The sequence below is a fragment of the Pseudomonas tritici genome, from assembly GCF_014268275.3.
GTDB classification, from domain to species: Bacteria; Pseudomonadota; Gammaproteobacteria; order Pseudomonadales; family Pseudomonadaceae; genus Aquipseudomonas; species Aquipseudomonas tritici.
In genome coordinates this window covers 3,030,118-3,056,389 of record NZ_CP077084.1, presented here as the reverse complement: position 1 = coordinate 3,056,389, position 26,272 = coordinate 3,030,118, and the positions used below count along the sequence as shown (strand labels likewise).

The window sequence follows — 26,272 nt, the reverse complement described above, 5'->3', positions numbered from 1 at the left end:
AATTCTTGTACAGTTGATTAATTATCGTATAGCTATCACTGGCACTTTGACGTCAATCGGATGGCTCGAAAACGGTGTGGACAGTGTGCCTGGCTGGCTTTTTTGTGGAAGCTGGCTTGCCCGCGATACAGGCGCCTCGGTGCATCAGGCAGACCGAGTTGATGTCATCGCAGCATAAGTATTTACACATTTACAGCGAACCCTCTGCGTAGCAGCTGTCGAGCCCCGGCGAGGCTGCGTCAGCGGTGTGTCAGGCAGGTCGCCAACGCAGCCTCGCCGGGGCTCGACAGCTGCTACGCACTATCACATTGAAAATGTGTAGATACCTAGGGTCATTGCAGACGAGCCAACTCCCACAGGTGTTGATCAGTCTTTCTCGGCAATGGGTGTCTTCCCATCCCAGCCACCGCCCAATGCGGCGATCAGTTGCACACTGGCCACCAGACGCGTCTGCAACAAGGTCAACACGGTGCGTTCGTTGCTCAGGGCCGTCGCTTGCACGGTGACCACGTCGAGGTAGGCAATCAGCCCGGCCTTGTACTGGTTCTGGGTCAGCCGTAGCGATTCACGCGCGGCCTCAAGCGCTTCATTGCTGACCACCGCCTCGTCTTCCAGCACCTTGAGCTGCACCATGTAGTTTTCCACTTCGCGGAAACCATCCAGCACGGTCTGGCGGTACTTGGCGACGGTCTCGTCATAGCTGGCCACGGTGCGGTCGACTTCCGCCGAACGCTGGCCGCCGTCGAACAGGGTCATGGCGAGCTTGGGGCCTACCGACCAGAAGCGGTTCGGCAGGCTGATCCAGTCGGAATAGGTACTGCTGGAATAGCCGCCGGCCAGGCTCAGGCTCAGGTCCGGATAGTAAGCGGCCTCGGCCACGCCGATATTGGCGTTGGCGGCGATCACCGAGCGTTCGGCCGAGGCGATATCCGGGCGACGCTCAAGCAATTGCGACGGCAGGCTCAGCGGAATCTGCGGCAGTGCCGGGATGTCTTTGCTCACCGCCAGGTTGAAGTTGGCCGGCGCCTCGCCGATCAGCACGGCAATTGCGTTTTCCAATTGGGCACGTTGCCAGATCAGGTCGATCAGGCTGGCCTGGGTGGTCTTGAGCTGGGTTTGCGCCTGGGCCACCGCGTCCTTGCCGGAGACACCGGCGCGGTATTGGTTCTGGGTCATTTGCAGGGAGCGCTGATAGGCCTCCAGCGTGGCTTGCAGCAAACGCGTCTGTTCATCCATGACGCGCAGTTGCAGGTAGCTTTGCACCAGTTCCGACTGTTGGCTCAGGCGCATCGCCGCCAGGTCCGCCGAGCTGGCTTCGGCGCTGGCCTCGTTGGCTTCCAGGCCACGGCGCAATTTGCCCCAGATATCCGCCTCCCAGCTCACGCCTAACTGTGCATTCAGGGTGTCACGGATACCACTGCTGGAACTGCTCAGGCTGGCGCTGCTGCTGCCGGTGCCTTGGCTGGCGCGGGTTTTACCGACGCTGAGGTCAACGCTGGGGTAAAACGCACCACGGGAACTGCGCACCAGCGCCTGGGCCTGGCGAAAGCGCGCTTCGGCCTGGGCGACGGTTTGGTTGGAATTGTTGAGGCGCAGCACCAGGTCATTGAGCTGGCGGTCGCCGTACAGCTCCCACCAGGCGCCACGGGCCAAGGCGTCGCTCGGGGTTGCCTGGCGCCAGCCTTGGGCTTCTTTGAATTGGGCGGGCTCGACGACTTCCGGGCGCTTGTAGTCGGGGCCAATAGCGCAGGCGCTGAGCAACACGCCACACAGCACCAGGCTCGCCACGCGGCAACCACGGAACATGGCCAATTGGGCAAAGGTTGAATCGGTCATAGCGCAGTGTCCAGGGCAGCATCGGTACGCACACCGCGCCATTTGTTGAAGCGATGGCGCGCGCGGTCGAGATAGAGGTAAACCACCGGGGTGGTGTAAAGGGTCAGGACCTGGCTGAACACCAGGCCGCCGATGATGGTCAGGCCCAGGGGGCGACGCATTTCCGCGCCATCACCACTGCCCAACAGCAAAGGCAACGCACCGAGGATGGCCGCCAGGGTGGTCATCAGGATCGGCCGCAAACGCATCAGGCAGGCGCTGCGAATCGACTCCATCGGCCCCATGCGGTCGTTACGCTCCAGCTGCAGGGCCAGGTCGATCATCAAGATCGCGTTCTTCTTCACCACACCAATCAGCAGGAACAGGCCCAGCAAGGAGATCAGGCTGAACTCGCCCCCCGTCAGGTAAATGGCGAGCATCGCGCCAACACCGGCCGACGGCAGGGTCGAGAGGATCGTCAATGGGTGGATGTAGCTTTCATACAGAATGCCCAGCACTAGGTACACCGCCACCAGCGCGCCGAGGATCATGAACGGCTGGCCCTTCTGTGTGGCCGCGAAGGCATCGGCGGTGCCGGCCATCTTGGCGATCACATCTTCTGGCAAGCCGACCTTGGCAATCGCCCGCTCGATAGCGGCCGTGCCCTGCTCCACTGTCACACCTGGCGCCATGTCGAAGGCAATGTTTTCCGAAGCGAACTGGCCTTCGTGGCTGACGCGGTCGTCCGCCAAACTGTTCTCGTAATGGGCAATGGTCGATAACGGTACCCGCGCGCCGTCAGCGGTGATCACCTGCATCTGGTTAAGGGTGATCGGGTCCTGCGCGTATTTGGGATTGACCTCCATCACCACCTGGTACTGGTTGAGGCTGTCGTAGATGGTGGAAATCTGCCGCTGGCTGTAGGCGTTGTTGAGCACCGCCGTGACCATATTCATGTCGATACCCAAGCGTTTGGCCTGGTCGCGGTCGACAATCAGCGTGACCTGCGCCGCACCCCGGCCTTCGCGGGCGTCGATGGCGGTGAGTTCCGGCAGCTCGCGCAAGGCCGCGACGACCTTCGGATACCACAGGCGCAGTGCCGCCAGGTCGCCACTTTGCAGGATGTAGGAATACTGCGCACTGGTCTGGTCGCGGCTGCCACCGAACTGCAGGTCCTGGTCGGCCATCAGGAACAGCCGCCCGCCCGGCACCAGCGGCACGTCCTTGCGCAGCCGCTCGATCACCGCCTGGGCGGAAATCTTGCGCTCGCTGATAGGTTTGAGGCGTACCAGCATCACCGCGTTGTTGGTGCCATTGTTGCCGCCGATAAAGCCGGCCACGCTGAGCACCGCCGGGTCCTTGAGCACGGCTTTGCGGAAGGTTTCCATCTTCGGTTGCATCACGCTGAACGACAGGCCGTCATCGCCCCGCACAAAACCGATCAATTGGCCGGTGTCCTGCTGCGGCATGAAGGTTTTCGGTACCACCACGTACAACGCCACGTTCAAACCAATGGTCAGCAACAGGCTAAGCAGGGTCAGGCGACGATGGCGCAGCACCCAATCCAGGCTGGTCGCGTAGCCGGCAACCATGCGGTCGTTGACCTTCTGGCTCCAACGCTGCAAGCCGGTCATCTGGCCTTTGACGTGGGGCTTGAGCCAGCGCGCGCACAGCATGGGCGTCAGGGTCAGCGAGACAATCAGCGACACAATGATCGCCGCCGACAAGGTGATAGAAAACTCGCGGAACAGGTTGGTGACAATCCCGCCCATAAACAGAATGGACAGGAACACCGCCACCAGCGACACGTTCATCGACAGCAAGGTAAACCCGACTTCCTCGGCTCCCAGGTACGCCGCCTTCATCGGCGGCACGCCTTCGTCGATATGCCGGGAAATGTTCTCCAGCACCACAATGGCATCGTCCACCACCAGGCCGGTGGCCAGGATCAACGCCATCAAGGAAAAATTGTTCAACGAAAAACCGTACAGGTACATCACCGCGAAGGTGCCCACCAGCGACACCGGCACTGCCAGGGTCGGGATCAGCGAGGCGCGGAAGTTACCGAGGAACAGGTACACCACCAGAATCACCAGGCCCACGGCGATCAGCAGGGTCATCTCGGCTTCGTGCAAGGTCGCCGTGATCACCGGCGAGCGGTCCATCGCCAGGCTCAGCTTGACGCTGGACGGCAGCACCGCTTGCAACGCCGGCAACTGCGCCTTGATCTGCCTGACCGTCTCAATGATATTGGCACCGGACTGGCGGTTGATCACCAGCAGCACCGCCGGTTCGTTGTTGAAGAAGCCGCTGTTGTAGCGGTCTTCAACGCCGTCGCTGATCTTCGCCACATCACTCAAGCGCAAGGCGGCGCCGTTCTGGTAGCGGATCAGCAGCGGCTCGTAGTCCTTGGCTTTTTCCAGTTGGTCGTTGGCCTGGATCTGCCAGTTGCGCTGGCTGTCTTCCAGGGAGCCTTTGGGCCGGCGCTGGTTGGCGTTGGCGATGGTGTTGCGCACATCGTCGAGGGCCACGCCGTACTGGTCGAGGGCCTTGGGCTCCAGCTCGATGCGCACCGCCGGCAGGGAGCTGCCGCCGATCTGCACTTCGCCTACGCCCGGCACCTGGGACAGGCTTTGCGAAAGAATGGTCGAGGCCAGGTCGTACAACTGGCCTTTCTGCAGCACGTCCGAGGTCAGCGACAGCACCATGATCGGCGCCTGGGACGGGTTGATCTTTTTGTAGGTGGGCATGCTGCGCATGCCGCTGGGCAGCAGGTTGCGCGAGGCATTGATTGCCGCCTGCACTTCCCGCGCCGCGCCGTTGATATCCCGGTCGGAGTCAAACGCGAGGATCACCCGGGTAGAGCCCTGGCTCGACGAGCTACTCATGGTGGTAATGCCGGCAATCGCGCCAAACGAGCGCTCCAGCGGCGTGGCCACGGTAGACGCCATCACCTCGGGGCTTGCGCCAGGCAAGCTGGCCGACACCACGATCACCGGAAAATCAATCTGCGGCAGCGGCGACACCGGCAGCAGATTGAAGCTGACACCGCCCAGCAACATGATCGCCAGGCTCAGCAGCATGGTCGCTACCGGCCGGCGAATGAAAGGTCCGGACAGGTTCATGACTCAACCGGCTCCAGGCTTTGCGGCTCTTTGCGCCAGCGACGGCCCAGGCGATCGAAGTACAGGTAAATCACCGGCGTGGTGAACAGGGTCAGCACCTGGCTCACCAACAAACCGCCGACCATCACCAGGCCCAGAGGTTGACGCAGTTCAGCGCCGGAACCGGTGGCGAGCATCAACGGTACTGCACCAAACAATGCGGCCAAGGTGGTCATCAGGATCGGCCGGAAGCGCAGCAGCGCCGCCTGGTAGATCGCGGTCTGCGGGTCGAGCCCCTGGTTGCGTTCAGCATCGAGGGCGAAGTCGATCATCATGATCGCGTTCTTCTTGACGATACCGATCAGCAAAATGATGCCGATGATCGCAATCATGCCCAGGTCATTGCCACTGAGCAGCAACGCCAGCAACGCGCCCACGGCCGCCGACGGCAAGGTCGAGAGGATGGTGATCGGGTGGATATAACTCTCGTAGAGCACACCCAGCACGATGTACATGGTGACCACGGCCGCCAGGATCAGCAGCAAGGTGCTCGACAGCGAGGCTTCGAACGCCTGGGCCGCGCCCTGGAACTGGGTCTGCACGCCCACCGGCATGCCGATGTCTTTCTGGGTCTGGTTGATCAGCTCCACGCCTTCGCCCAACGCGACACCAGGCGCCAGGTTGAACGACATCATCACCGCCGGGAACTGGCCGATGTGCGCAATCGCCAGTTGCGCCTGGCGCTGTTCCACATGGGCCAGGCTGGACAAGCGCACCTGGCCGCCATCGGTGGTTTTCACATGGATCTGGTTCAGCGCATCCGGGCCCAGGGTTTCGCCGGACTGGGCCTGCAATACCACGCGGTACTGGCTGGCCTGGGTGTAGATGGTAGAAATCTGCCGTTGGCCGAAGGCATCGTAAAGCGCGTCGGTGATGGTCGACACGCTGACACCCAGGCGTGACGCCGCATCGCGGTCGATCACCAGGTACACCTGCAGGCCCTTGTCCTGCAGGTCGCTGGCAACGTCGGTGAGTTCGGGCATCTGGCTCAACGCGTGGACCAGTTTTTCGCTCCACAACGCCAGCAACTCGGAATCCGGCGAAGACATGCTGAACTGGTACTGGGTGCGGCTGACACGGTCTTCGATGGTCAAGTCCTGCACCGGCTGCATGAACAGGCGGATGCCCACCAGCTTGTCGATTTGCGGCTGCAAGCGGGTGATCACTTGGGCTGCGCTCAAGTCGCGCAGGCCGTGAGCCTTGAGGTTGATCAACAAGCGCCCACTGTTGAGGGTAGCGTTGTCACCGTCCACACCAATGTAGGACGACAGGCTTTCCACCGCTGGATCGGCCAGGATGATCTTCGCCAGGTCCTGCTGGCGCTGGCTCATGGCGGCGAAGGAAATCGACTGCGGCGCTTCGGAAATACCCTGGATCACGCCCGTATCCTGCACCGGGAAGAAGCCTTTGGGCACCACCAGGTACAGCACCACGGTCAGGCCCAGGGTCGCGATGGCGACCAGCAGGGTCAGCGGTTGGTGCCGGAGCACCCACTGCAACATGCTTCCATAACGCGCGATCAACCAATCGATCCACGCACCACTGGCTTTGTAGAATCGGCTTTGCTCCTCTTCCTTGGGTTCACGCTTGAGCAGCCGCGCGCACATCATCGGCGTGAGGGTCAGGGACACCACCAGGGAAATCAGGATAGCCACTGCCAGGGTGATGGCGAACTCACGGAACAGGCGCCCGACGACGTCGGCCATGAACAGCAGCGGAATCAATACCGCGATCAGCGACAGGGTCAGGGAAATCAGGGTAAAACCGATTTGCTTGGCGCCCTTTAGCGCCGCGGCCAAGGGCGTTTCGCCCTCCTCTATATAGCGCGAGATGTTCTCCAGCATCACGATGGCATCGTCCACCACGAAACCGGTGGCGATGGTCAAGGCCATCAGCGTGAGGTTGTTGATGGAGAAACCCGCCAGGTACATCACGCCAAAGGTGCCCACCAGCGACAGCGGCACGGCGATGGACGGAATGAGCGTGGCGCTGACCCTGCGCAGGAACAGGAACGTCACCATCACCACCAGGGCGATGGCGATGAGCAATTCGTGCTGCACGTCTTTCACCGACGCCCGGATGGTTTGGGTGCGGTCAGTGAGCACCGTCACGTCGAGGCCGGCCGGCAGGTTGTCGGTGATGCTTGGCAGCAGCGCCTTGATGCGGTCCACCACCTCGATCACGTTGGCCCCCGGCTGGCGCTGGATATTCAGCAGCACGGCCTGGTTTTCATTGGCCCAAGCCGCGAGGCGCTCGTTTTCGGCGCCGTCGACGATCTGTGCCACGTCTTTTAGACGCAACGGCGCGCCATTGTTGTAGGCCAGGATCAACTCGGCGTACTGCGCGGGCGAGACCAACTGGTCGTTGGCATCAAGCATCGACACGCGGGTGGGGCCGTCGAAGTTACCCTTGGGCTGGTTGACGTTGGAAGCGGCGATCAAGGTGCGCACGTCCGACAGGTTCAAGCCGTTGGCCGCCAGGGCCTCGGGGTTGACCTTGATGCGCACGGCCTGGCGCTGGCCACCGGCGATGCTGACCATGCCGACGCCGCTGATCTGCGCGATTTTCTGCGCCATGCGCGTGTCGACCAGGTCATTGAGCTTGGGCAGCAACATGGTTTTTGAGGTAATGGCCAGGGTCAGCACCGGGGTGTCCGCCGGGTTGACCTTGTTGTACACCGGCGGCGCCGGCAAATCCTTGGGCAACAGGTTGGTTGCGGCGTTGATCGCGGCCTGCACCTGTTGCTCGGCGACATCCATATTGATGTCGAGGTTGAAACGCAGGGTCAGCACCGACGCGCCGCCGGAACTGGTGGACGCCATTTGCGTGAGGCCGGGCATTTGCCCGAACTGGCGTTCCAGCGGCGCGGTGACCGCACTGGTCATCACATCCGGGCTGGCGCCGGGGTACAAGGTCATCACCCGAATGGTCGGGTAGTCCACTTGGGGCAACGCCGAAACCGGCAACAAGCGGTACGAAATGATGCCGGCCAACACAATGGCCAGCATGCTCAGCGTGGTGGCGACCGGGCGAAGGATAAACAGTCGCGACAGGTTCATGAACCGACCTTTTGCGCCTTGCCGGCGGCAGCGCCGGTCTCCCCTTTCGCGGCGGGCTTGCCTTGCAGGTGTTCGGTCGGCGTGGTCGGCACTTCGCTGCTCTCATTCACCACTTCGACTTCGCTGCCGTCCTTCAAACGGTCAGTGCCTTCCAGCACCACGCGGTCGCCGGCCTTGAGACCTTGCTTGATCACGGTGTTATCGCCATCGGTATCGCCGACTACCAGCGGCTGCACCTTGACCTTCTTGTCGCCGTCGAGCACGTAGACGAAGGTGCCGGTGTTGCCGAACTGGATCGCCGCCGACGGCGCCAGCACTACGTTATGCAGGGTGTCAGCCAACAGGTGCACATTGACGAACTGATTGGGGAACAGCGCCTGGTCCTTGTTATCGAAGCGCGCCTTGAATTTCAGGGTGCCGGTGGTGACGTCGATCTGGTTGTCCAGGCTCTGCAGCACGCCGGTGGCCTGTACTTTCACATCGCCACGGTCCCAGGCTTCCACAGGAAGTTTGTTGCCGGCGTGGTAGCGAGCAAGCACGGTTTCCAGGGTATTTTCCGGCAGGGTGAAGGCGACGCTGATCGGTTGGGTCTGGGTGATCACGGCCAGGAAGGTGGTGTCGTTGGCCGCCACCAGGTTGCCCACGTCCACCTGGCGCAGGCCCACGCGGCCACTGATCGGTGCGCGGATCTTGGTGAATTCGAGGTTGAGCTTGGCGTCATCCACCGCGCCCTGGTTGGTCTTGACCGTGCCCTGGTATTGCAAAACCAGCGCTTCGGCGGTGTCCAGGGTCTGCTTGGCAATACTGTCCTGGGCGAACAGGTCGCGATAACGCTGCACGTCGACCTGGGCGTTTTTCAGTTGGGCCTGGTTCTGCATCAGCGTGCCCTGGGCCTGGAGCAAGGCGTTCTGGTAGCTGCGCGGGTCGATCTCGGCCAGCAGGTCGCCGGCCTTGACCATCTGCCCTTCTTCAAAGGCGATCTTCACCAACTCGCCACCCACCCGGCTGCGCACATTGATCGTGTTCAGTGCGGTAACCGTGCCCAAGGCCTTGTAGTACACCGGGAACTCGCCAAGCACCGCAGGCGCCACGCGTACCGGCACCGGGCCAGTGGAACCGCCAAACCCAGGGCGCGCCATGCCGGTCTTGCTCGCATGGCCGGCCGGCGCGTCTTTATGGGCGGCACCGCTGGGCCAGAATTTCCAGCACAGGCCGGCGATAACCAGCAGCACGAGCAGGCCGAACAACCAGCGGCGGGAGTTGCGGGGGGAGGATTGCATGGAGTGATCAACCATTGGGCGCGAGAGCTTCTTCTTTGGGAGGCTGAAAGATAAGCACTGGAGCGCGTTAAGAAAAGCGCCTTTACCGGCTATTTACCTTGGGCTTACAACTTTAAACATCTGCGCTTAGTCCGTTCGCTATTTCGCTAAGCACCTGAGCGACAAATAAAAACGGCCTGGACTAGGCCAGGCCGCAAGCATGCATCATACGTGTTACTGCCAAACGACAGTAACGTACCGAAACAGTTACTTCAAAACAGCCAGGGCTGCTTCGTAGTTTGGCTCTTCAGCGATTTCCTTGACCAACTCGCTGTGCAGCACGTTGTCGTTTTCGTCCAGCACTACGACGGCACGAGCGGTCAGGCCTTTGAGCGGGCCGTCGGCAATCGCCACACCGTAATCAACCGCGAAATCCGAATCGCGGAAATCAGACAGGTTCTTCACGTTTTCCAGGCCTTCGGAGCCGCAGAAACGCGCTTGGGCGAACGGCAGGTCGGTGGAGATGCACAGCACCACGGTGTTTTCCACATCGTTGGCCTGGGCGTTGAACTTGCGCACCGAAGTCGCGCAGGTTGGGGTGTCGACACTTGGGAAGATGTTCAGCACCTTACGCTTGCCCGCAAAGGTGGCCAGGGTGGCGTTGGACAGATCGCCGGCGGTCAGGGTGAAGTCTGCGGCTTTGGCGCCGACTTTCGGCAGTTCGCCTTCAACCTGGACCGGGTTGCCTTTGAGAGTGACTTGAGCCATGAACGGAATCCTTATGCTGGGTTTTGGTTAAACGAATTCAAGAGGCCGAAGTTAACCACAAACTACGATGACGACCTACCGCCAGACACAAATTGTCATGCCACCGGTTGTGGTTTAATTGCGCGCTTTTCACCTGCCCTTCAAGGAAACCGTTGTCGATGAATCAGCCCGCCACCAAAGTCCTGGTCATTGGTTATGTCTGGCCGGAACCACGTTCCTCGGCCGCAGGCGGGCATATGATGCAGATTCTTGAGAGTTTTCTGGCGCAAGGTTGGAACATTACCTTCAGCAGCCCCGCAACCATCGGCGAGCACAAGGCCGATCTGCCCGCCCTGGGCATAGCCGAATGCGCTATCGAGTTGAATAACAGCAGTTTCGACGATTTTATCTGCGAACTCGCTCCGGATATCGTGCTGTTCGACCGCTTCATGATGGAAGAACAGTTCGGTTGGCGCGTCGAGAAATGTTGCCCCGATGCCCTGCGCGTACTGGAAACCTCTGACCTGCAAAGCCTGCGTGACGCACGGCATCAGCGCCTCAAGGACCACCTCAAGGCCGACCCCGACAGCGACGACTTCAGCGCGCTGTTTTCCCCGGCGTTGCACGAAGAGTTCCAGCTGATGGCCGACACTGACCTGGCCAAGCGCGAAATCGCGGCGATCTACCGTTGCGATATCAGCCTGATGATCTCTGACGTGGAAATCCGCCTGCTGACCGAGCAGTTCAAAGTGCCGGCTGCCCTGCTCCACTGGTGCCCGCTGATGCTGGAACCACCCGCCGAGCCCTTCGCGCCATTTGAAGACCGGGCGCACTTCCTCAGCATCGGCAACTTCCGCCACGCGCCCAACTGGGACGCGGTGTTATGGATGAAAAACAGCCTGTGGCCGCTGATTCGCCAGCAATTGCCGGACGCCCAGTTGCATATCTATGGCGCCTACACGCCGCCCAAGGCCACTGCGCTGCATAACCCGGCGCAGGGATTTCATGTGATGAACTGGGCCGAAGATGCCTTGCAGGTGATGACGGCCGCGCGTATCTGCCTGGCGCCACTGCGCTTCGGCGCCGGCATCAAGGGCAAACTCGCGGATGCGATGCTCTGCGGCACACCGAATATCACCACGCCCATCGGCGCCGAGGCCATGGGTGATGAGCAGCCGTGGCCGGGGCTGATCGAACACAGCGCACCTGCACTCGCCGCCGCCGCCGTGGCGCTCTACCAGGACCGCGAACGCTGGACCCAGGCCCAGGAAAACGGTCGCCAGCTGTTAGCGCGCCGCTATGACCAGAACATTCATGGCCCCGCGCTGGTGGCATGTCTGCAACAGTGCCGCAGCCATCTCGCCGCCCATCGCCGCGATAACTTCACCGGCAGCATGCTGCGCCACCACGCCCATAAAAGTACGCAATACATGTCCCAGTGGATCGAGGCAAAAAACCGCAGCGTCTAAACGGCGACGCTGGCGAGGTTGCGCGCGAGGGGGCATTATCCTACGCAGCAACCACAATAAAGCGACGGCAGTATGACCCGAGCAACACGAATCACCGACCCTTCCTACGAGCTGATGGACGATCACAACGGTCTGTCCATCATCTATCGCCAGCACGGTTTCCCCTGCCCGCTGGTGCGCTGGCACTTTCACAAGGAATACGAGCTGCACCTGATCGTCGCCAGCTCGGGCAAGGTGTTTATCGGCGACTATATCGGCAACTTCTACCCGGAAAGCCTGTTCCTCACCGGCCCCAACCTGCCCCACAACTGGATCAGCCAGGTCGAGGAAGACGAGGTAGTGCCCAAGCGCGACATGTTGGTGAATTTCACCGATGAGCTGTTTGAAGGCGGCAGCCATATCTTCGCCGAACTCAAGACCCTGGCGCCGCTGCTGGAACGGGCGCAGTACGGCATCGAGTTTCGCTGCAAGCGCACGATTGCCCAAGCGATGACCTTGATGCAGCGCATTGAGGACGCACAGGGCATGGCGCGGCTGGGACATTTCTTTATCCTGCTGGAAGTACTCAGCGCGTGTGAGGACTACCAGTTGCTTTCAGGGGTGACGACACCGCAGTTGGCCGACGAGCACAGTATCGACCGTACCAACCGCGCGGTGGACTACATCTTTGCCCACTACGCGCGTGAGCTGTCCCTTGAAGAGGTTGCGGAATACTTGGGGATGAAGCCCACCTATTTCTCACGGGTGTTTAAACAGGCCACCGGGCGCACGTTTATCGAATTCGTCAATCGGCTGCGCATCAGCAAGTCGTGCGAGCTGTTGGCCGATGGTGATAAAGCCGTGACCGACGTGTGCTTTGAATCGGGTTTCAACAACATCTCCAACTTCAACCGGCGTTTTCAACAGCTAAAAGGCATGACCCCTTCCCACTACCGACGCCTGGCAGTGCAGCGCTTGACCGAGCAGAACCTGGCTTAATGGCTTCAGCTGCTGGGTTATCGAGTGCAAAAAAGTATCAGTCCCAGTGCTCCCAAGGATTTGTCACAGCGCCATTAGAAGGCTGTAATCAACGCACACTCTTCCTGACTCCTTGTGGGAAGACACAACAACAATAACTGTCCTTCTGTAGCCCCCTGGGCGCGGAAATGGAGTGCGCGATGAAGTTCACAGCAAAAGCTCTAATTGCCTTTTCTTGTATGACCCTCAGCGCCGTCAGCCTTGGCGCGCAAACCCTGACCATTGCCACCGTCAACAACAGCGACATGATCCGCATGCAAAAGCTCTCGAAAACCTTCGAGGCCGAGCATCCGGAGATCAAGCTGAATTGGGTGGTGCTCGAAGAAAACGTGCTGCGCCAACGCCTGACCACCGACATCGCCACCCAGGGCGGGCAGTTCGATGTGTTGACCATCGGCATGTACGAAGCTGCACTCTGGGGTGCCAAGGGTTGGCTGGAGCCGATGAAGGACTTGCCGGCGTCCTACGATCTCGATGACGTATTCCCTTCGGTGCGTGACGGCCTGTCTGTCAAAGGCTCGCTGTATGCCCTGCCGTTCTACGCCGAAAGTTCGATCACCTACTACCGCACCGACCTGTTCAAGAACGCCGGGCTGACCATGCCCGAGCATCCGACCTGGACGCAGATCGGCGAATTCGCCAGCAAACTCACCGACAAGAGCAAAGAGCAATACGGCCTGTGCCTGCGCGGCAAAGCCGGTTGGGGTGAGAACATGGCGCTGATCACCACCCTGGCCAACGGCTACGGTGCGCGCTGGTTCGATGAGAAGTGGCAGCCGGAATTCAACGGCCCTGAATGGAAGGAGGCGCTGAACTTCTACGTCGACAACATGAAGAAATCCGGCCCGCCGGGCGCCTCCAGCAACGGCTTCAACGAAAACCTGGCGCTGTTCAACAGCGGCAAGTGCGCGATTTGGGTCGACGCCAGCGTCGCCGGTTCGTTCGTGACCGACAAGACCCAAAGCAAAGTGGCTGACCACGTCGGCTTCACCTTTGCCCCCCACGAGAAAACCGACAAGGGCACCTCGTGGCTGTACTCCTGGAGCCTGGCAATCCCTACCAGTTCCAAGGCCAAGGACGCCGCCAAGGTGTTCACCAGTTGGGCCACCTCCAAGGAATATGGCGCATTGGTCGCCAAGACCGATGGCGTTGCCAACGTACCGCCAGGCACGCGCAAGTCGACCTACAGCGACGAGTACATGAAGGCCGCTCCGTTTGCCAAGGTGACCCTGGAATCGCTGAAGGTCGCGGACCCGACCAAACCGACGCTCAAGCCAGTGCCGTATATCGGTATCCAGTTGGTAACCATTCCTGAGTTCCAGGCAATTGGGACCCAGGTCGGTAAATTCTTCTCGGGCGCGTTGACCGGTCAGCAGACGGTGGATGCTGCATTGACTGCTGCGCAGACCACCACTGAGCGGGAAATGAAGCGGGCGGGTTATCCCAAATAGGCCCGACTCCCCCCTCTAACTGTGGGAACCCGCTTTATGTGGGAGCCGGGCTTGCCCGCGATGGCGGCCTGTCAGTTGATGATTCTGTTACCTGACACACCGCCATCGCAGGCAAGCCAGCTCCCACATTTGATCGCGCTCCGACTCTGGTTCTGCATGTAATCGACTGGCTTTGATCACCATGAATACAACCACACCCAAAAACCGCCTGGCCAACCCCGGCTGGTTCCTCGTCAGCCCCTCGGTGGCCTTGTTGCTGCTGTGGATGATCGTGCCCCTGGGCATGACCCTGTACTTTTCGCTGATCCGCTACAACCTGCTCTACCCCGGCGAAAACCAGTTCGTGGGGCTGGAGAACTTCACCTACTTCATCACCGATTCGGGCTTCCTGCCCGGTGCCACCAATACCTTGTTGCTGGTGGGCAGCGTGCTGCTGATCAGCGTGGTGTTCGGCGTGTTGATCAGTGCCCTGCTGGAGGCCAGTGAGTTCTTCGGTCGCGGCCTGGTGCGGGTGTTGTTGATTTCGCCGTTCTTCATCATGCCCACCGTCGGTGCGCTGATCTGGAAGAACCTGATTTTCCACCCGGTGTCGGGGATTCTCGCCGCCGTGTGGAAGTTCTTCGGCGCCGAGCCGGTGGACTGGCTGGCGCACTACCCGTTGCTGTCGATCATCATCATAGTGTCGTGGCAATGGCTGCCCTTCGCGATCCTGCTGCTGATGACCGCCATGCAGTCCCTGGACCAGGAACAAAAGGAAGCCGCGCGCCTCGACGGTGCCGGTGCTATCGCGATCTTCTGGCACCTGACCCTGCCCCACCTGGCGCGCCCGATTGCCGTGGTGGTGATGATCGAAACGATCTTTCTGCTCTCGGTATTCGCCGAAATCTTCACCACCACCAACGGTGGCCCCGGCTACGCCTCGACCAACCTCGCCTACCTGATCTACAACCAGGCGCTGGTGCAATTCGACGTGGGCATGGCTTCGGCCGGCGGCTTGATTGCCGTGGTCATCGCCAATATCGCGGCGATCATCCTGGTGCGGATGATCGGCAAAAACCTGACTGACAAGCCTTGAGGGCCGCGCCATGACGCTTCAACAATCCCGCCGCCTGCAAAGCCTGTTGCTCGGCACGTTGGCCTGGGCCATCGCGATCCTGATCTTCTTCCCGATCTTCTGGATGGTGCTGACCAGCTTCAAGACCGAAATCGACGCGTTCGCCACGCCGCCGCAGTTCATCTTCACGCCAACGCTGGAGAACTACCTGCACATCAACGAGCGCAGCAATTACTTCAGTTATGCGTGGAACTCGGTGCTGATTTCCTTCAGCGCCACCGCCCTGTGCCTGCTGATCTCGGTGCCGGCCGCCTACTCCATGGCGTTCTATGAGACCAAGCGCACCAAGGGCACGCTGCTGTGGATGCTCTCCACCAAGATGCTGCCGCCAGTGGGCGTGCTGATGCCGATCTACCTGCTGGCCAAGAGCTTTGGCCTGCTGGACACGCGCATTGCGCTGATCATCATCTACACCCTGATCAACCTGCCGATTGTGGTGTGGATGGTTTACACCTACTTCAAGGACATCCCCAAGGACATCCTCGAAGCCGCCCGCCTGGATGGCGCCACGCTGTGGCAGGAAATGGTCCGCGTGCTGCTGCCGATCGCCAAGGGCGGCCTGGCGTCCACCGTGTTGCTGTCGCTGATCCTGTGCTGGAACGAGGCGTTCTGGTCGCTGAACTTGACCTCATCCACCGCTGCGCCGTTGACCGCATTGATCGCCTCCTACTCCAGCCCCGAAGGGTTGTTCTGGGCCAAATTGTCCGCCGTCTCGACCCTGGCCTGCGCACCGATCCTGATTTTTGGCTGGATCAGCCAGAAACAGCTGGTGCGCGGGTTGTCCTTCGGCGCCGTGAAGTAACGGCTGCTTAATAAAAATTCAAAGCGGAGGCCCATCCCATGGCCAACCTGAAAATCAAGAATCTGCAAAAAGGCTTCGAAGGCTTTTCCATCATCAAGGGCATCGACCTGGAAGTGAACGACAAGGAATTCGTAGTATTCGTCGGCCCCTCGGGCTGCGGTAAATCCACGCTGCTGCGCCTGATCGCCGGCCTTGAAGAAGTCAGCGAAGGCACCATCGAGCTGGATGGTCGCGACATCACCGAAGTGACCCCGGCCAAGCGTGACCTGGCGATGGTGTTCCAGACCTACGCGCTGTACCCGCACATGAGCGTGCGCAAGAACATGTCGTTTGCGCTCGACCTGGCCGGTGTCGACAAGAAGCTGGTGGACAGCAAGGTCAGCGAAGCGGCGCGCATCCTCGAGCTGGGCCCGTTGCTGGAGCGTAAGCCCAAGCAGCTGTCCGGTGGGCAGCGCCAGCGTGTGGCGATCGGCCGCGCGATTGTGCGTAACCCGAAGATCTTCCTGTTCGACGAACCGCTGTCCAACCTTGACGCCGCCCTGCGTGTGCAGATGCGCCTGGAGCTGGCGCGCCTGCATAAAGAGCTGCAGGCGACCATGATCTACGTGACCCACGATCAGGTTGAAGCCATGACCCTGGCCGACAAGGTCGTGGTACTCAACAGCGGCCGCATCGAGCAAGTCGGTTCGCCACTGGAGCTGTACCACCAGCCGGCCAACCTGTTTGTGGCGGGCTTCCTCGGCACGCCGAAAATGGGCTTCCTCAAGGGCAAGGTCACCCGTGTCGAGGGCCAGGGCTGCGACGTGCAGCTGGACGCCGGCACAACCATCAGCCTGCCGTTGAGCGGTCCCAGCTTGAGCGTCGGCAGTGCGGTGACCCTGGGCATCCGTCCTGAGCACCTGGAAATTGCCGCGCCGGGGCAAACCACCTTGACCGTCACCGCCGATGTCGGCGAACGCCTGGGCAGCGACACCTTCTGTCACGTCATCACCGCCAACGGCGAGCCGCTGACCCTGCGGATTCGTGGCGATATGGCCAGCCAGTACGGCGAGACGCTGCACCTGCACCTGGACCCGGCGCACTGCCATCTGTTCGACACCGACGGTGTTGCCGTGGCCCGCCCACTGCGCGCTGCCGCCTGATTTCGCGAGTATTCCGTCATGAAGCTGAATAAACAGAACCTCACCCAACTGGCGCCGGAAGTGAAGCTGCCCGCCTACGCCATCGCCGGCACCCGCCAAGGCATTGCGCACATCGGCGTCGGCGGTTTCCACCGCGCGCATCAGGCGTATTACACCGATGCGCTGATGAACACGGGCGAAGGCCTGGACTGGAGCATCTGCGGCGTCGGCCTGCGTAGTGAGGACCGCAAGGCCCGTGACGACCTGGCTGGCCAGGACTACCTGTTCACCCTGTACGAACTGGGCGATACCGACGACACCGAAGTGCGTGTCATCGGCTCGATCAGCGACATGCTGCTGGCTGAAGACGGCGCCCAGGCGCTGATCGACAAACTGGCCAGCCCGCAGATTCGCATCGTCTCGCTGACCATCACCGAAGGCGGCTACTGCATCGACGACAGCAATGGCGAGTTCATGGCCCACTTGCCGCAGATCCAGCACGACCTGGCGCACCCCACGTCACCGAAAACCGTATTTGGCTTTATCTGCGCCGCCCTGACCAAACGCCGCGCCGCCGGCATCCCGGCGTTTACCGTAATGTCCTGCGATAACCTGCCGCACAACGGCGCCGTTACGCGCAAGGCGTTGCTGGCCTTCGCCGCCCTGCACAATGCCGAGTTGCATGACTGGATCAAGGTGAATGTGAGCTTTCCGAATGCCATGGTCGACCGCATCACGCCGATGACCAGCACTGCCCACCGCCTGCAACTGCATGATGACCACGGCATCGACGATGCCTGGCCGGTGGTGTGCGAACCTTTTGTGCAATGGGTGCTGGAAGACAAGTTCGTGAATGGTCGCCCGGCCTGGGAAAAGGTCGGCGTGCAGTTCACCGATGACGTCACGCCGTATGAAGAAATGAAGATCGGCCTGCTCAATGGCAGCCACCTGGCGCTGACCTACCTGGGCTTTCTCAAGGGCTATCGGTTTGTGCACGAGACCATGAACGATCCGGTGTTTGTCGCCTATATGCGTGCCTATATGGACCTTGATGTCACGCCGAACCTGGCGCCTGTGCCGGGTATTGATCTGACGGACTATAAGCAGACCCTGGTGGATCGTTTCTCCAATCAGGCGATTGCCGATCAGTTGGAGCGCGTGTGCTCGGACGGCTCGTCGAAGTTTCCCAAGTTCACCGTGCCGACCATTAACCGATTGATTGCGGATGGGCGCGAGACCGAGCGTGCGGCGTTGGTGGTGGCGGCCTGGGCCTTGTATTTGAAGGGCGTGGATGAGAATGGGGTGAACTACAAAATCCCGGATCCGCGTGCGGAATTTTGCCAGGGGCTGGTGAGTGATGACGCGCTGGTCAGCCAACGCCTGTTGGGGGTGGAAGAGATTTTTGGTACGGCTATTCCCAACTCGCCTGAGTTTGTGGCAGCTTTCGAGCGGTGCTTTGTCAGCTTGCGTGACAACGGCGTCACCGCAACCCTGCAGCACCTAATGAAGAAACCGAATTAAACAGGTGGGAGCTGGCTTGCTTGCTCCCACAGTTGATCGGGTTAGCACTCCAACAATAATACTGCTGAGCAAATCCTCATGACCCAGCAAAACCTGTTTCTCGGCATCGACTGCGGCACCCAGGGCACTAAAGCCATCGTCCTCGACGCCTCCAGCGGCAGGGTGCTGGGCCTCGGCGCCGCTGCGCACACGCTGATCAGCGGCGCCAATGGCCGTCGCGAGCAGCACACCCAGGAATGGCTGGACGCTTTCACCGAAGCCACCCACCGCGCTTTGCAACAGGCCGGCGTGGATGGCCAGGACATCCTCGGCATCGGTGTTTCCGGCCAGCAACATGGCCTGGTGCTGCTGGACGAGAACGGTGAGGTGCTGCGCCCGGCCAAGTTATGGTGCGACACCGAAACCGCACCGGAGAACGACCGCCTGCTGCAACACCTTGGTGGTGAAAGCGGTTCGCTGGAACGCCTCGGCGTGGCGATTGCGCCGGGCTACACCGTGTCCAAATTGCTCTGGACCCGCGAGCAGCATCCGGACATCTTCGCGCGCATCGCGCACATCCTGCTGCCCCACGATTACCTCAATTACTGGCTCACCGGCCGTGCGGTCGCGGAATACGGCGATGCGTCAGGCACGGGCTATTTCAACGTGCGCAGCCGTGAATGGGATGTGGCACTGCTCAAGCACATCGACCCAAGCGGTCGCCTGGAACATGCCTTGCCGCAACTGATTGAAGCGGATCAAAGCGTGGGGAGCGTGCTTCCGGCGATTGCCGAACGCCTGGGCATCAACCCCAACGCCATCGTCTCCAGTGGCGGCGGCGATAATATGATGGGCGCCATCGGCACCGGCAACATTGCCCCAGGCGTTATCACCATGAGCCTGGGTTCGTCGGGCACCGTGTATGCGTTCGCCGACCAGCCTAACGTGAGCCCGCTGGCGTCGGTCGCCACGTTCTGCTCATCCAGCGGCGGCTGGTTGCCGTTGATCTGCACCATGAACCTGACCAACGCCACCGGGGTGATCCGCGAGCTGTTCGACCTCGACCTGGCCGCGTTCAATGCGTTGGTCGAACACGCGCCTATTGGGGCCGAGGGCGTGAGCATGCTGCCCTTCCTCAACGGCGAACGCGTGCCCGCCCTGCCCCACGCTACTGGGAGCCTGCATGGCCTGACCATGACCAACCTGACCCGCGCTAACCTGTGTCGCGCGGTGGTCGAGGGCACCACGTTCGGCCTGCGCTACGGCCTCGACCTGCTGCGCCAGACCGGCCTGCAAAGCCACAGCATCCGCCTGATCGGCGGCGGTTCGAAAAGCCCTGTGTGGCGGCAGATGGTCGCCGATATCATGAACACCGAAGTCATCTGCACTGAACAAAGCGAAGCCGCCGCCCTGGGCGCAGCGATTCAGGCGGCATGGAGCCAGTCTGGCGAACCCCTGGCCAGCCTGTGCAACAAATGCGTGAGCGTCGACCCGGCCAGCCGGACCCTACCGGTGACGGCCAATGTCAGCGCCTATCAACAGGCTTACGAGCGCTATCAGCAGCTTGTGGCAACCCTTTAAGAGCGAACGACTATGTATCTGGTGTGTGGCGAAGCGCTGTTTGATTTCTTCAGCGAAGAAGATCCCAGCGGGCAGGCTTCCAAGGTCAATTACAAGGCGATTGCCGGCGGTTCGCCGTTCAACGTCGCGGTCGGGTTGCGTCGCCTGGGTATCGACGCCGGGCTGTTTGGCGGTTTATCCAGCGACTTCCTGGGGCGCCGCTTGTTGCAGGTGCTCAAGGATGAAGGCGTGAGCGAGCAGTTCCTGGTGGAATTTGCCGCGCCGACCACCTTGTCGATGGTCGCCGTGGGCGCCAATGGCTCACCGCAGTACAACTTCCGTGGCGAAGGCTGTGCCGACCGGTTGTTGGAAATCGCCCACCTGCCGGAGTTGGGCGATGACATTCGCGGCCTGCATATCGGCTCCTTTTCGCTGGTGGTGCAGCCGATTGGCGACACCCTGCTGGAGTTGATCAAACGCGAAAGCGGCAAGCGCCTGATCAGCCTCGACCCCAACGTGCGGCTCAACCCGCAACCGGACATCAAACTGTGGCGCGATCGCGTGGCCGAGCTGGTCAAGCATGCCGACCTGATCAAAGTCAGCGATGAAGACCTGCACCTGCTCTACCCCGACCAATCGCCTGAAAGCGTGCTGCAGGGCTGGCTGCAACACCGTTGTCAGTTGGTGTTCCTGACGCGCGGTGGCGATGGCGCCAGCGTATTCAGCCGTCAGCATGGCACCTGGTCTGCCCCTGCGGTCAAAGTGGTGATGGCCGACACGGTGGGTGCCGGCGATACCTTCCAGGCCGCCTTGATTGCCTGGCTGACCGAACAGCAGCTGGATTCGGTGCAAGGCCTGCAACAGCTCACGCGCGCGCAGATTGATGCCATGCTGGGTTTCGCCATCCGCGCCGCTGCCCTGACCTGCGGCAAGACCGGGCCCGACCTGCCGTATCGCGAGCAGCTCTGATGAAGGTTTTGTCAGCCAAGTAGAAATTAATCGATGGTTAATCCCGCAAGTCGACAGTCAAGTCGTACCCACTTGCGGAGAACCACCATGAAACTGCGCACTTTACTGCTCGGCAGCGCCTTGGCGCTGGCCGCAGCCTCAGGCCTGGCCCAGGCCGACGATCAACCCGCCACTGCCAAACCCGTGCCTTACCAGTACGGCATGCCGATGAATATCGACAAGGTGCTGGCGATGAACGAAACCCCGACCGACGAATGCAAAGTCATCAAGGCCGATATCAAGTTTTTGGATAAGGCGGGCAAGGTGGAAGACGTGAGCTATCGAAAAATGTCCGAAGCCTGTGATTTCCAGAACTGAGCCGTTAAAAGATCGGGCTATACCGTCGGTTTTCACCGCATGAACATGTAGGACTTTTCTCAAAAACCCTAATTTAATCAATGATTAAGGTGGAGAGATAACAGTGAGCCCAACCGCATTTCCGAGGCTATTGGCTGAAGGGGCGGTCACCGCTTCATCGCATTGATGAACCGGACCACTGACGGAGAATCCTCATGAACATGCACAGCGTATTCCTGCTCGGCTGCACCTTGGCGCTCACCACCCTATCGGCAATGGCACAGGCTGAAACAAAACCCGTGCCGTATCACTACGGCATGCCCATGGACATTCAGAAAGTGATTGCCATGACCGAGCCCCAGACCAATGACTGCAAGGTCATCGACGCCCAGATCAAGTTCTTGGACAAGGCCGGTGAACTGCACTATGTGAGCTACAAAAAAATGTCCGAGGCTTGCCTGTTCCAAAACTGAACAGGCTGCAGATAAGGGCGGCGTAGTGCGTCAACACGCGATATCCTTGCGCGCTCGTCAAACGGCTGAAAGGATTCGCCATGCAACTGCGCTTTCACACGCTCGCCCTCTTTACCGCCGTGCTCTGCTTCGCCCTGGCCTTAATATGGGGCCTGCGCCCCGAATGGATGTTGTGGCTGTGGAGCGTGGAATACACCAGCACCACGGGCCTGGTTGCCCGGCGTAACGCAGCACTGTTCCTGGCCATCGGCGTGATATTTTATCGCGCTCGCCACGCACCGCCCTCCGATACGCGACGCGCCATGACCACCGGCTTTATCACCGGATGCCTGGTGTTGGCGGCGTTGGGGTTCAGTGAATGGATAAACGGCAATGCCGGACCCGGCATTCTACTGGCGGTGGCAACGGAAACCGTATTGGGCCTGGCGTTTATCCAGGCCCACAGGTCTTCGGTCGTCCAACCTCAGGCGTCCTGTTAGTTGTAGCTGCGCCCTGCTACTTTTTGCAGGACGGGTGCCTGGGTGTGCTTGAGGTTTTCACGCAAACCGGTGATCAGGTTGCAGATGGCTCGACTGCTGTCGAGTTTGTCTGCGTTTATGCCTTTGACTTCCAAATCCACCCGATCACGGTCGCGGTCGTCATAGACTTTGATCGTCAGCGAAGCATCTTCGGCTTTGGTGCATTCGCACCGCTTGGGCAGGAAACTTCCTTCAATAATGCTGCGAAGTTCTAATTCCGAAAGCATGGTCAACCTCTCCTTTCTTGAGACTGCCAACAGTTGTTGTGAATTCAGCGAGCGCTTGCCCGCCGCGTCTTACCGACCTTGGAAGACGCTTATGACACCCAAGCGTACTCGGCAAAATCCGACCTCGTTGTAACCATTCCTCATAAGCAGGCTTCCATTTCATATAATTAAAACTTGAACTTATAGACTTAGTTAGATAAGCGTCGAATGGCCTTGATTAAACGTTTAACCCTTTACCTCGCGGAAGTCAGCGTGCTGCGCAACCACTCTTTCAGCAACATATCGCAAACTATCGAAGTTGATATTGGCCCCGGAATTAATCGCCACCAGCGTCTGCCCGCGCACGCCATGCTCACCAACATGCTTGCAAATCCCCGCTACCGCCAAAGCGCCTGAAGGTTCGGTGATAGAGCGCGTATCGTCGTAGATCAGCTTGATTGCGCTGCAGAGTTCGTCATTACTCACGGTGATGACCTCATCCACCCAGTCCCGACAGATTTCAAACCCATAGGCGCCCACCTGCGCCACCGCCGTGCCGTCGGCAAACCCGTCAACGCTGGAGAGCACCACCCGCTCACCGGCCCGCAGCGCCGCCAACAAGCAACTGGAGCCCTCGGGCTCGACACCGATGATGCGCACTTCGGGGCGCAGGTATTTGACGTAGGCCGCCACTCCGGCGATCAAGCCACCGCCCCCAACCGGCACGAAGATCGCGTCCAGCGGGCCTTGCTGCTGGCGCAGGATTTCCATGGCCACGGTGCCCTGGCCGGCGATCACTTCCGGGTCATCGAAGGGCGAAACGAAGGTGCACCCGGATGACTCGGCCAACTGCAGCGCATGGGCCAGGGCAAAGGGGAAGCTCGCCCCGTGCAGCACCGCTTCGGCGCCCCGTGAGAGTACGCCCACTACTTTCAACTCCGGCGTGGTGCTGGGCATGACGATCCGCGCCTGGATCCCCAACGCCTTTGCTGCCAGCGCTACGCCCTGGGCATGATTGCCCGCCGAGGCCGTGACCACGCCACGCGCCTTTTGCTCAGGCGTGAGCTGCACCAACTTGTTGTAGGCGCCACGGATCTTGAAGGAAAAGGTCGGTTGCAGGTCTTCGCGCTTGAGTAGCACCTGGTTACCCAACAACGCTGACAACGCCGGAGCGGCCTGCAAGGGCGTACGCACCGCCAGGTCATACACCGGGGCGGCGAGAATCTTCTTCACATAATGTTCAAGCAGGCCCGGGTCGGCGGTGTGAGGCGCGGTACAGGTGCTCATAGGTATCTCCTGGCTTCTTGTAAAGGGCCCGGGAGACGGAAAAACAAAACCCGCCTCTAGGGCGGGTTTGGGTACAGCCGTGCGCTATCCCGCCAAATGAGGAATGGCGGTAATAATAATGTTCTGCTGGCTGCACAAGGCTTGAAAGGTCATGTGACGAAACTAACCGGCAGCCCGTGACTTCGTCAATGGCGAAGCGCCATTTAACGCATGGGGCTTTACGATTAATATACGAAACGTATACGATTTGTATATTCATACCGCACAGTGAACATCATGGGCATCGTCAAGATCACCGACCAACTGCACGAACAACTGCGCCTGGCCAGCGCCGCGATGGACCGCTCCATCAACGCCCAGGCCGAGTTCTGGATCAAGATCGGCCTGCTTGCCGAACTCAACCCCGACCTGCCCTACAATGCGTTGATCAACAAGCTGTTGCTCGACAAGCCTGACCTGATCCGGGGGCGTAATTCATGATCAAGACTGCCCCGCAACTGGCCGTGATGCGTGAAGCCGGACGTCTGCTGGCCCAGGTCTTCAGCATGCTCGACGGTTTTGTCGCCGCCGGCCGCTCTACCCTGGAGCTGGACAGCGCCGTCGAAGCCTTCATTCGTAATGAGCTCAAGGCCCGCCCTGCCAGCCTTGGCCAGTATGACTACCCCTTCTCCATCAACACTTCGATCAACGAGGTGGTGTGCCACGGCATGCCCAGCGCCAAGGAGATTCTCAAGGACGGCGACATCATCAACATCGACATCACCCTGGAAAAAGGCGGTTTTATCGCCGACTCCAGCAAGATGTACATGATCGGCACCGTCGCCCCCAAAGCCCGGCGCCTGGTGGAAATGACCTTCGAGGCCATGTGGGCCGGCATCCGCCAGGTCAAGCCCGGCGCCCGCCTGGGCGATATCGGCCACGCCATCCAGAGCCACGCGCAAGCCAACGGCTACAGCGTGGTCCGCGAGTACTGCGGCCATGGCATTGGCCGGCAGATGCATGAAGAACCGCAGATCCTGCACTTCGGCCGCCCCGGCACCGGGTTGGAACTGCGCGAAGGCATGGTGTTTACCATTGAGCCGATGCTCAACCAGGGCAGCAGCAAAGTGCGCAGCCTGAAGGATGGCTGGACCGTGGTGACCAAGGACAACAGCCTGTCGGCGCAGTGGGAACATACCGTGGCGGTGACAGCGGATGGCTTCGAAGTCCTGACCCTGCAACCTGACGCCTGAGCAACTCGAAACCTGTGGGAGCTGGCCTGCCTGCGATGACCATAGGTATCTACACATTTTCAAATGTAATATGCGTAGCAGCTGTCGAGCCCCGGCGAGGCTGCGTTTGCGGCCTGTCTGACACACCGCTGACGCAGCCTCGCCGGGGCTCGACAGCTGCTACGTAGAGGGCTTGCTCAAGTTATGTAGATGCCTATGCTCAGGCAAGCCAGCTCCCACAGGGGATCGGTGTTCACACGACATTCGCGCCGCCGGCTATGCGCTTGAGCCCCAACACCATCAGCCCAGCCCCAAGCCCCATCGCCAGCAGGAACAGCGGATATGACACCCACCACGGCGTGCCTGCCGTCATCATGCTGAACTCCGACATGCCGCCAATGCTCGCAATCAGGTTGAGCGGCAAAAACACCACGTTGATCAGTGTGAGCTTGCGCAACAGGTTGTTCATGCTGTTATTCATCAAGTTGCCGCGCGCGTCGATCAGCCCGGAAAACACGTTGGAATAGATCTCGGCCTGTTTGTAGCACTGGTGGTTTTCGATGATCAGGTCGTCGATCAGCCCGAGAATCTCGGCACCGAAATGCTCTTTCTCCGCGTGGTTGCGCAGTCTCGACAGCACCGCGCCGTTGCTGTGCAGCGCGTTGATGTAATAGATCAGGCTTTCGCTGAGGCTGAACATCTGCATCAGGTGATGGTTGCTCATCGACGCGTTGAACTGCTGCTGCAACTCACGTGCGACCAGCTTGATCACCTTGAGGTGGCCGAGGTAGTGGTGGATGTTGTTGAGCAGCAGGTCGAGCAACACATCCAGCGGGGTGTGCAGCGGGCGGCGCTTGCCGAGGCCGGTCAGTGGGGTTTCATCGGTGGCGATCACCAACAGGCGGCTGGGTGAAAACAGCAGGCCGCAGGACGACACTTCAAACACCAGGTTGCCGCCACCCGAGTAGTTTTCCGGGCGTTTCCAGATCAGGAAGAGATTGTCCGGGTGAAACTCAATTCGCGAGACTTCGTCAGGGTCCAGCGCCGAGGCCAGGGCGTGTTCGTCCAGCTTATGGTGGTCGCGCAGCCACTCACGCTCGGCCAGGTCAGGGTTGTTGAACAACATGATCGGGGCGTCGTCATGTTCCCCACTCTGCAGCTTGCCATCGGTCAGCTCAAAACGCTGGATCATCG

The 26,272-nt window shown here is 60.4% G+C and carries 22 protein-coding genes; 14 read left to right on the top strand and 8 right to left on the bottom strand.

The features are described from left to right. Nucleotides 1-366: 366 nt before the first annotated feature. From HU722_RS13610 to tpx, 5 genes are all read right to left on the bottom strand, one after another. Nucleotides 367-1,836: an efflux transporter outer membrane subunit gene (locus tag HU722_RS13610; RefSeq protein WP_065909151.1), complete on the bottom strand. Its 1,470-nt coding sequence runs from the start codon at nucleotides 1,834-1,836 to the stop codon at nucleotides 367-369. Beyond that, a complete protein-coding gene (locus HU722_RS13605; RefSeq protein ID WP_065876323.1) occupies nucleotides 1,833-4,940 on the bottom strand; it encodes an efflux RND transporter permease subunit in 3,108 nt (1,035 codons plus the stop codon). The genes HU722_RS13610 and HU722_RS13605 overlap by 4 nt, the downstream gene beginning before the upstream one ends. Beyond that, nucleotides 4,937-8,038: an MdtB/MuxB family multidrug efflux RND transporter permease subunit gene (locus tag HU722_RS13600; RefSeq protein WP_186755313.1), complete on the bottom strand. Its 3,102-nt coding sequence runs from the start codon at nucleotides 8,036-8,038 to the stop codon at nucleotides 4,937-4,939. Before HU722_RS13600 ends, HU722_RS13605 begins: the two co-directional genes overlap by 4 nt. Then, nucleotides 8,035-9,333, bottom strand: a complete 1,299-nt coding sequence (locus HU722_RS13595) for an MdtA/MuxA family multidrug efflux RND transporter periplasmic adaptor subunit (protein ID WP_065881531.1) — start codon at nucleotides 9,331-9,333, stop codon at nucleotides 8,035-8,037. The genes HU722_RS13600 and HU722_RS13595 overlap by 4 nt, the downstream gene beginning before the upstream one ends. Nucleotides 9,334-9,564: 231 nt before the next feature. Then, nucleotides 9,565-10,065, bottom strand: coding sequence for a thiol peroxidase (tpx, locus tag HU722_RS13590; RefSeq protein ID WP_065876326.1), 501 nt, complete (start codon nucleotides 10,063-10,065; stop codon nucleotides 9,565-9,567). Nucleotides 10,066-10,223: 158 nt separating this feature from the next. On the opposite strand from tpx, the gene HU722_RS13585 reads away from it, so the two are divergent. The 12 genes from HU722_RS13585 to HU722_RS13530 all read left to right on the top strand — a co-directional run bounded on the left by HU722_RS13585 (nucleotide 10,224) and on the right by HU722_RS13530 (nucleotide 22,335). Beyond that, nucleotides 10,224-11,513 carry a glycosyltransferase gene (locus tag HU722_RS13585; RefSeq protein WP_065889737.1) on the top strand — a complete coding sequence of 430 codons (1,290 nt, stop codon included), beginning with the start codon at nucleotides 10,224-10,226 and terminating at the stop codon, nucleotides 11,511-11,513. A gap of 72 nt (nucleotides 11,514-11,585) precedes the next feature. Then, nucleotides 11,586-12,491 carry an AraC family transcriptional regulator gene (locus tag HU722_RS13580; RefSeq protein ID WP_065876328.1) on the top strand — a complete coding sequence of 302 codons (906 nt, stop codon included), beginning with the start codon at nucleotides 11,586-11,588 and terminating at the stop codon, nucleotides 12,489-12,491. A gap of 218 nt (nucleotides 12,492-12,709) precedes the next feature. Beyond that, nucleotides 12,710-13,981, top strand: a complete 1,272-nt coding sequence (locus tag HU722_RS13575) for an ABC transporter substrate-binding protein (protein WP_371905507.1) — start codon at nucleotides 12,710-12,712, stop codon at nucleotides 13,979-13,981. 181 nt (nucleotides 13,982-14,162) lie between these two features. Further along, complete coding sequence (locus HU722_RS13570; RefSeq protein WP_049708596.1) at nucleotides 14,163-15,056, top strand: carbohydrate ABC transporter permease; 894 nt, start codon at nucleotides 14,163-14,165, stop codon at nucleotides 15,054-15,056. A gap of 10 nt (nucleotides 15,057-15,066) precedes the next feature. Beyond that, nucleotides 15,067-15,897 carry a carbohydrate ABC transporter permease gene (locus HU722_RS13565; protein WP_064053806.1) on the top strand — a complete coding sequence of 277 codons (831 nt, stop codon included), beginning with the start codon at nucleotides 15,067-15,069 and terminating at the stop codon, nucleotides 15,895-15,897. Nucleotides 15,898-15,935: 38 nt separating this feature from the next. Then, nucleotides 15,936-17,039, top strand: a complete 1,104-nt coding sequence (locus tag HU722_RS13560; protein ID WP_065876331.1) for an ABC transporter ATP-binding protein — start codon at nucleotides 15,936-15,938, stop codon at nucleotides 17,037-17,039. 18 nt (nucleotides 17,040-17,057) lie between these two features. Next, the gene (locus HU722_RS13555) at nucleotides 17,058-18,539 is read left to right on the top strand and encodes a mannitol dehydrogenase family protein (protein WP_186755314.1); all 1,482 of its coding nucleotides are present in this window, start codon (nucleotides 17,058-17,060) and stop codon (nucleotides 18,537-18,539) included. 78 nt (nucleotides 18,540-18,617) lie between these two features. Then, entirely contained in the window at nucleotides 18,618-20,099 is a 1,482-nt protein-coding gene (gene xylB / locus HU722_RS13550; protein WP_186755316.1) for a xylulokinase, read from the top strand. Nucleotides 20,100-20,111: 12 nt separating this feature from the next. Next, nucleotides 20,112-21,047: a carbohydrate kinase family protein gene (locus HU722_RS13545; RefSeq protein WP_186755318.1), complete on the top strand. Its 936-nt coding sequence runs from the start codon at nucleotides 20,112-20,114 to the stop codon at nucleotides 21,045-21,047. Between the two features lie 87 nt (nucleotides 21,048-21,134). After that, nucleotides 21,135-21,404 (top strand): DUF2790 domain-containing protein, encoded by a 270-nt coding sequence (locus HU722_RS13540; protein WP_065909142.1) that lies wholly within the window; start codon nucleotides 21,135-21,137, stop codon nucleotides 21,402-21,404. A 194-nt stretch (nucleotides 21,405-21,598) separates the two neighbouring features. Further along, the gene (locus HU722_RS13535) at nucleotides 21,599-21,856 is read left to right on the top strand and encodes a DUF2790 domain-containing protein (RefSeq protein ID WP_065876336.1); all 258 of its coding nucleotides are present in this window, start codon (nucleotides 21,599-21,601) and stop codon (nucleotides 21,854-21,856) included. 80 nt (nucleotides 21,857-21,936) lie between these two features. Next, nucleotides 21,937-22,335: a hypothetical protein gene (locus HU722_RS13530; protein ID WP_065876337.1), complete on the top strand. Its 399-nt coding sequence runs from the start codon at nucleotides 21,937-21,939 to the stop codon at nucleotides 22,333-22,335. On the opposite strand, the gene HU722_RS13525 is transcribed toward HU722_RS13530, so the two are convergent. Further along, on the bottom strand, nucleotides 22,332-22,601 hold the full coding sequence (locus HU722_RS13525; protein ID WP_065876338.1) for a DUF1652 domain-containing protein: 270 nt from the start codon (nucleotides 22,599-22,601) through the stop codon (nucleotides 22,332-22,334). The two genes, HU722_RS13530 and HU722_RS13525, sit on opposite strands and share 4 nt — an antisense overlap. Before the next feature lie 225 nt (nucleotides 22,602-22,826). Continuing rightward, entirely contained in the window at nucleotides 22,827-23,867 is a 1,041-nt protein-coding gene (gene ilvA / locus HU722_RS13520) for a threonine ammonia-lyase, biosynthetic (protein WP_083214658.1), read from the bottom strand. A 276-nt stretch (nucleotides 23,868-24,143) separates the two neighbouring features. Between ilvA and HU722_RS13515 the strand changes: the two genes are divergently transcribed. After that, nucleotides 24,144-24,347, top strand: coding sequence for a ParD-like family protein (locus tag HU722_RS13515; protein WP_065876339.1), 204 nt, complete (start codon nucleotides 24,144-24,146; stop codon nucleotides 24,345-24,347). Next, nucleotides 24,344-25,099 (top strand): type I methionyl aminopeptidase, encoded by a 756-nt coding sequence (gene map, locus HU722_RS13510; protein ID WP_065876340.1) that lies wholly within the window; start codon nucleotides 24,344-24,346, stop codon nucleotides 25,097-25,099. Before HU722_RS13515 ends, map begins: the two co-directional genes overlap by 4 nt. 232 nt (nucleotides 25,100-25,331) lie before the next feature. On the opposite strand, the gene HU722_RS13505 is transcribed toward map, so the two are convergent. Further along, a complete protein-coding gene (locus HU722_RS13505; RefSeq protein ID WP_049708608.1) occupies nucleotides 25,332-26,270 on the bottom strand; it encodes a magnesium transporter CorA family protein in 939 nt (312 codons plus the stop codon). Nucleotides 26,271-26,272 lie beyond the last annotated feature (2 nt).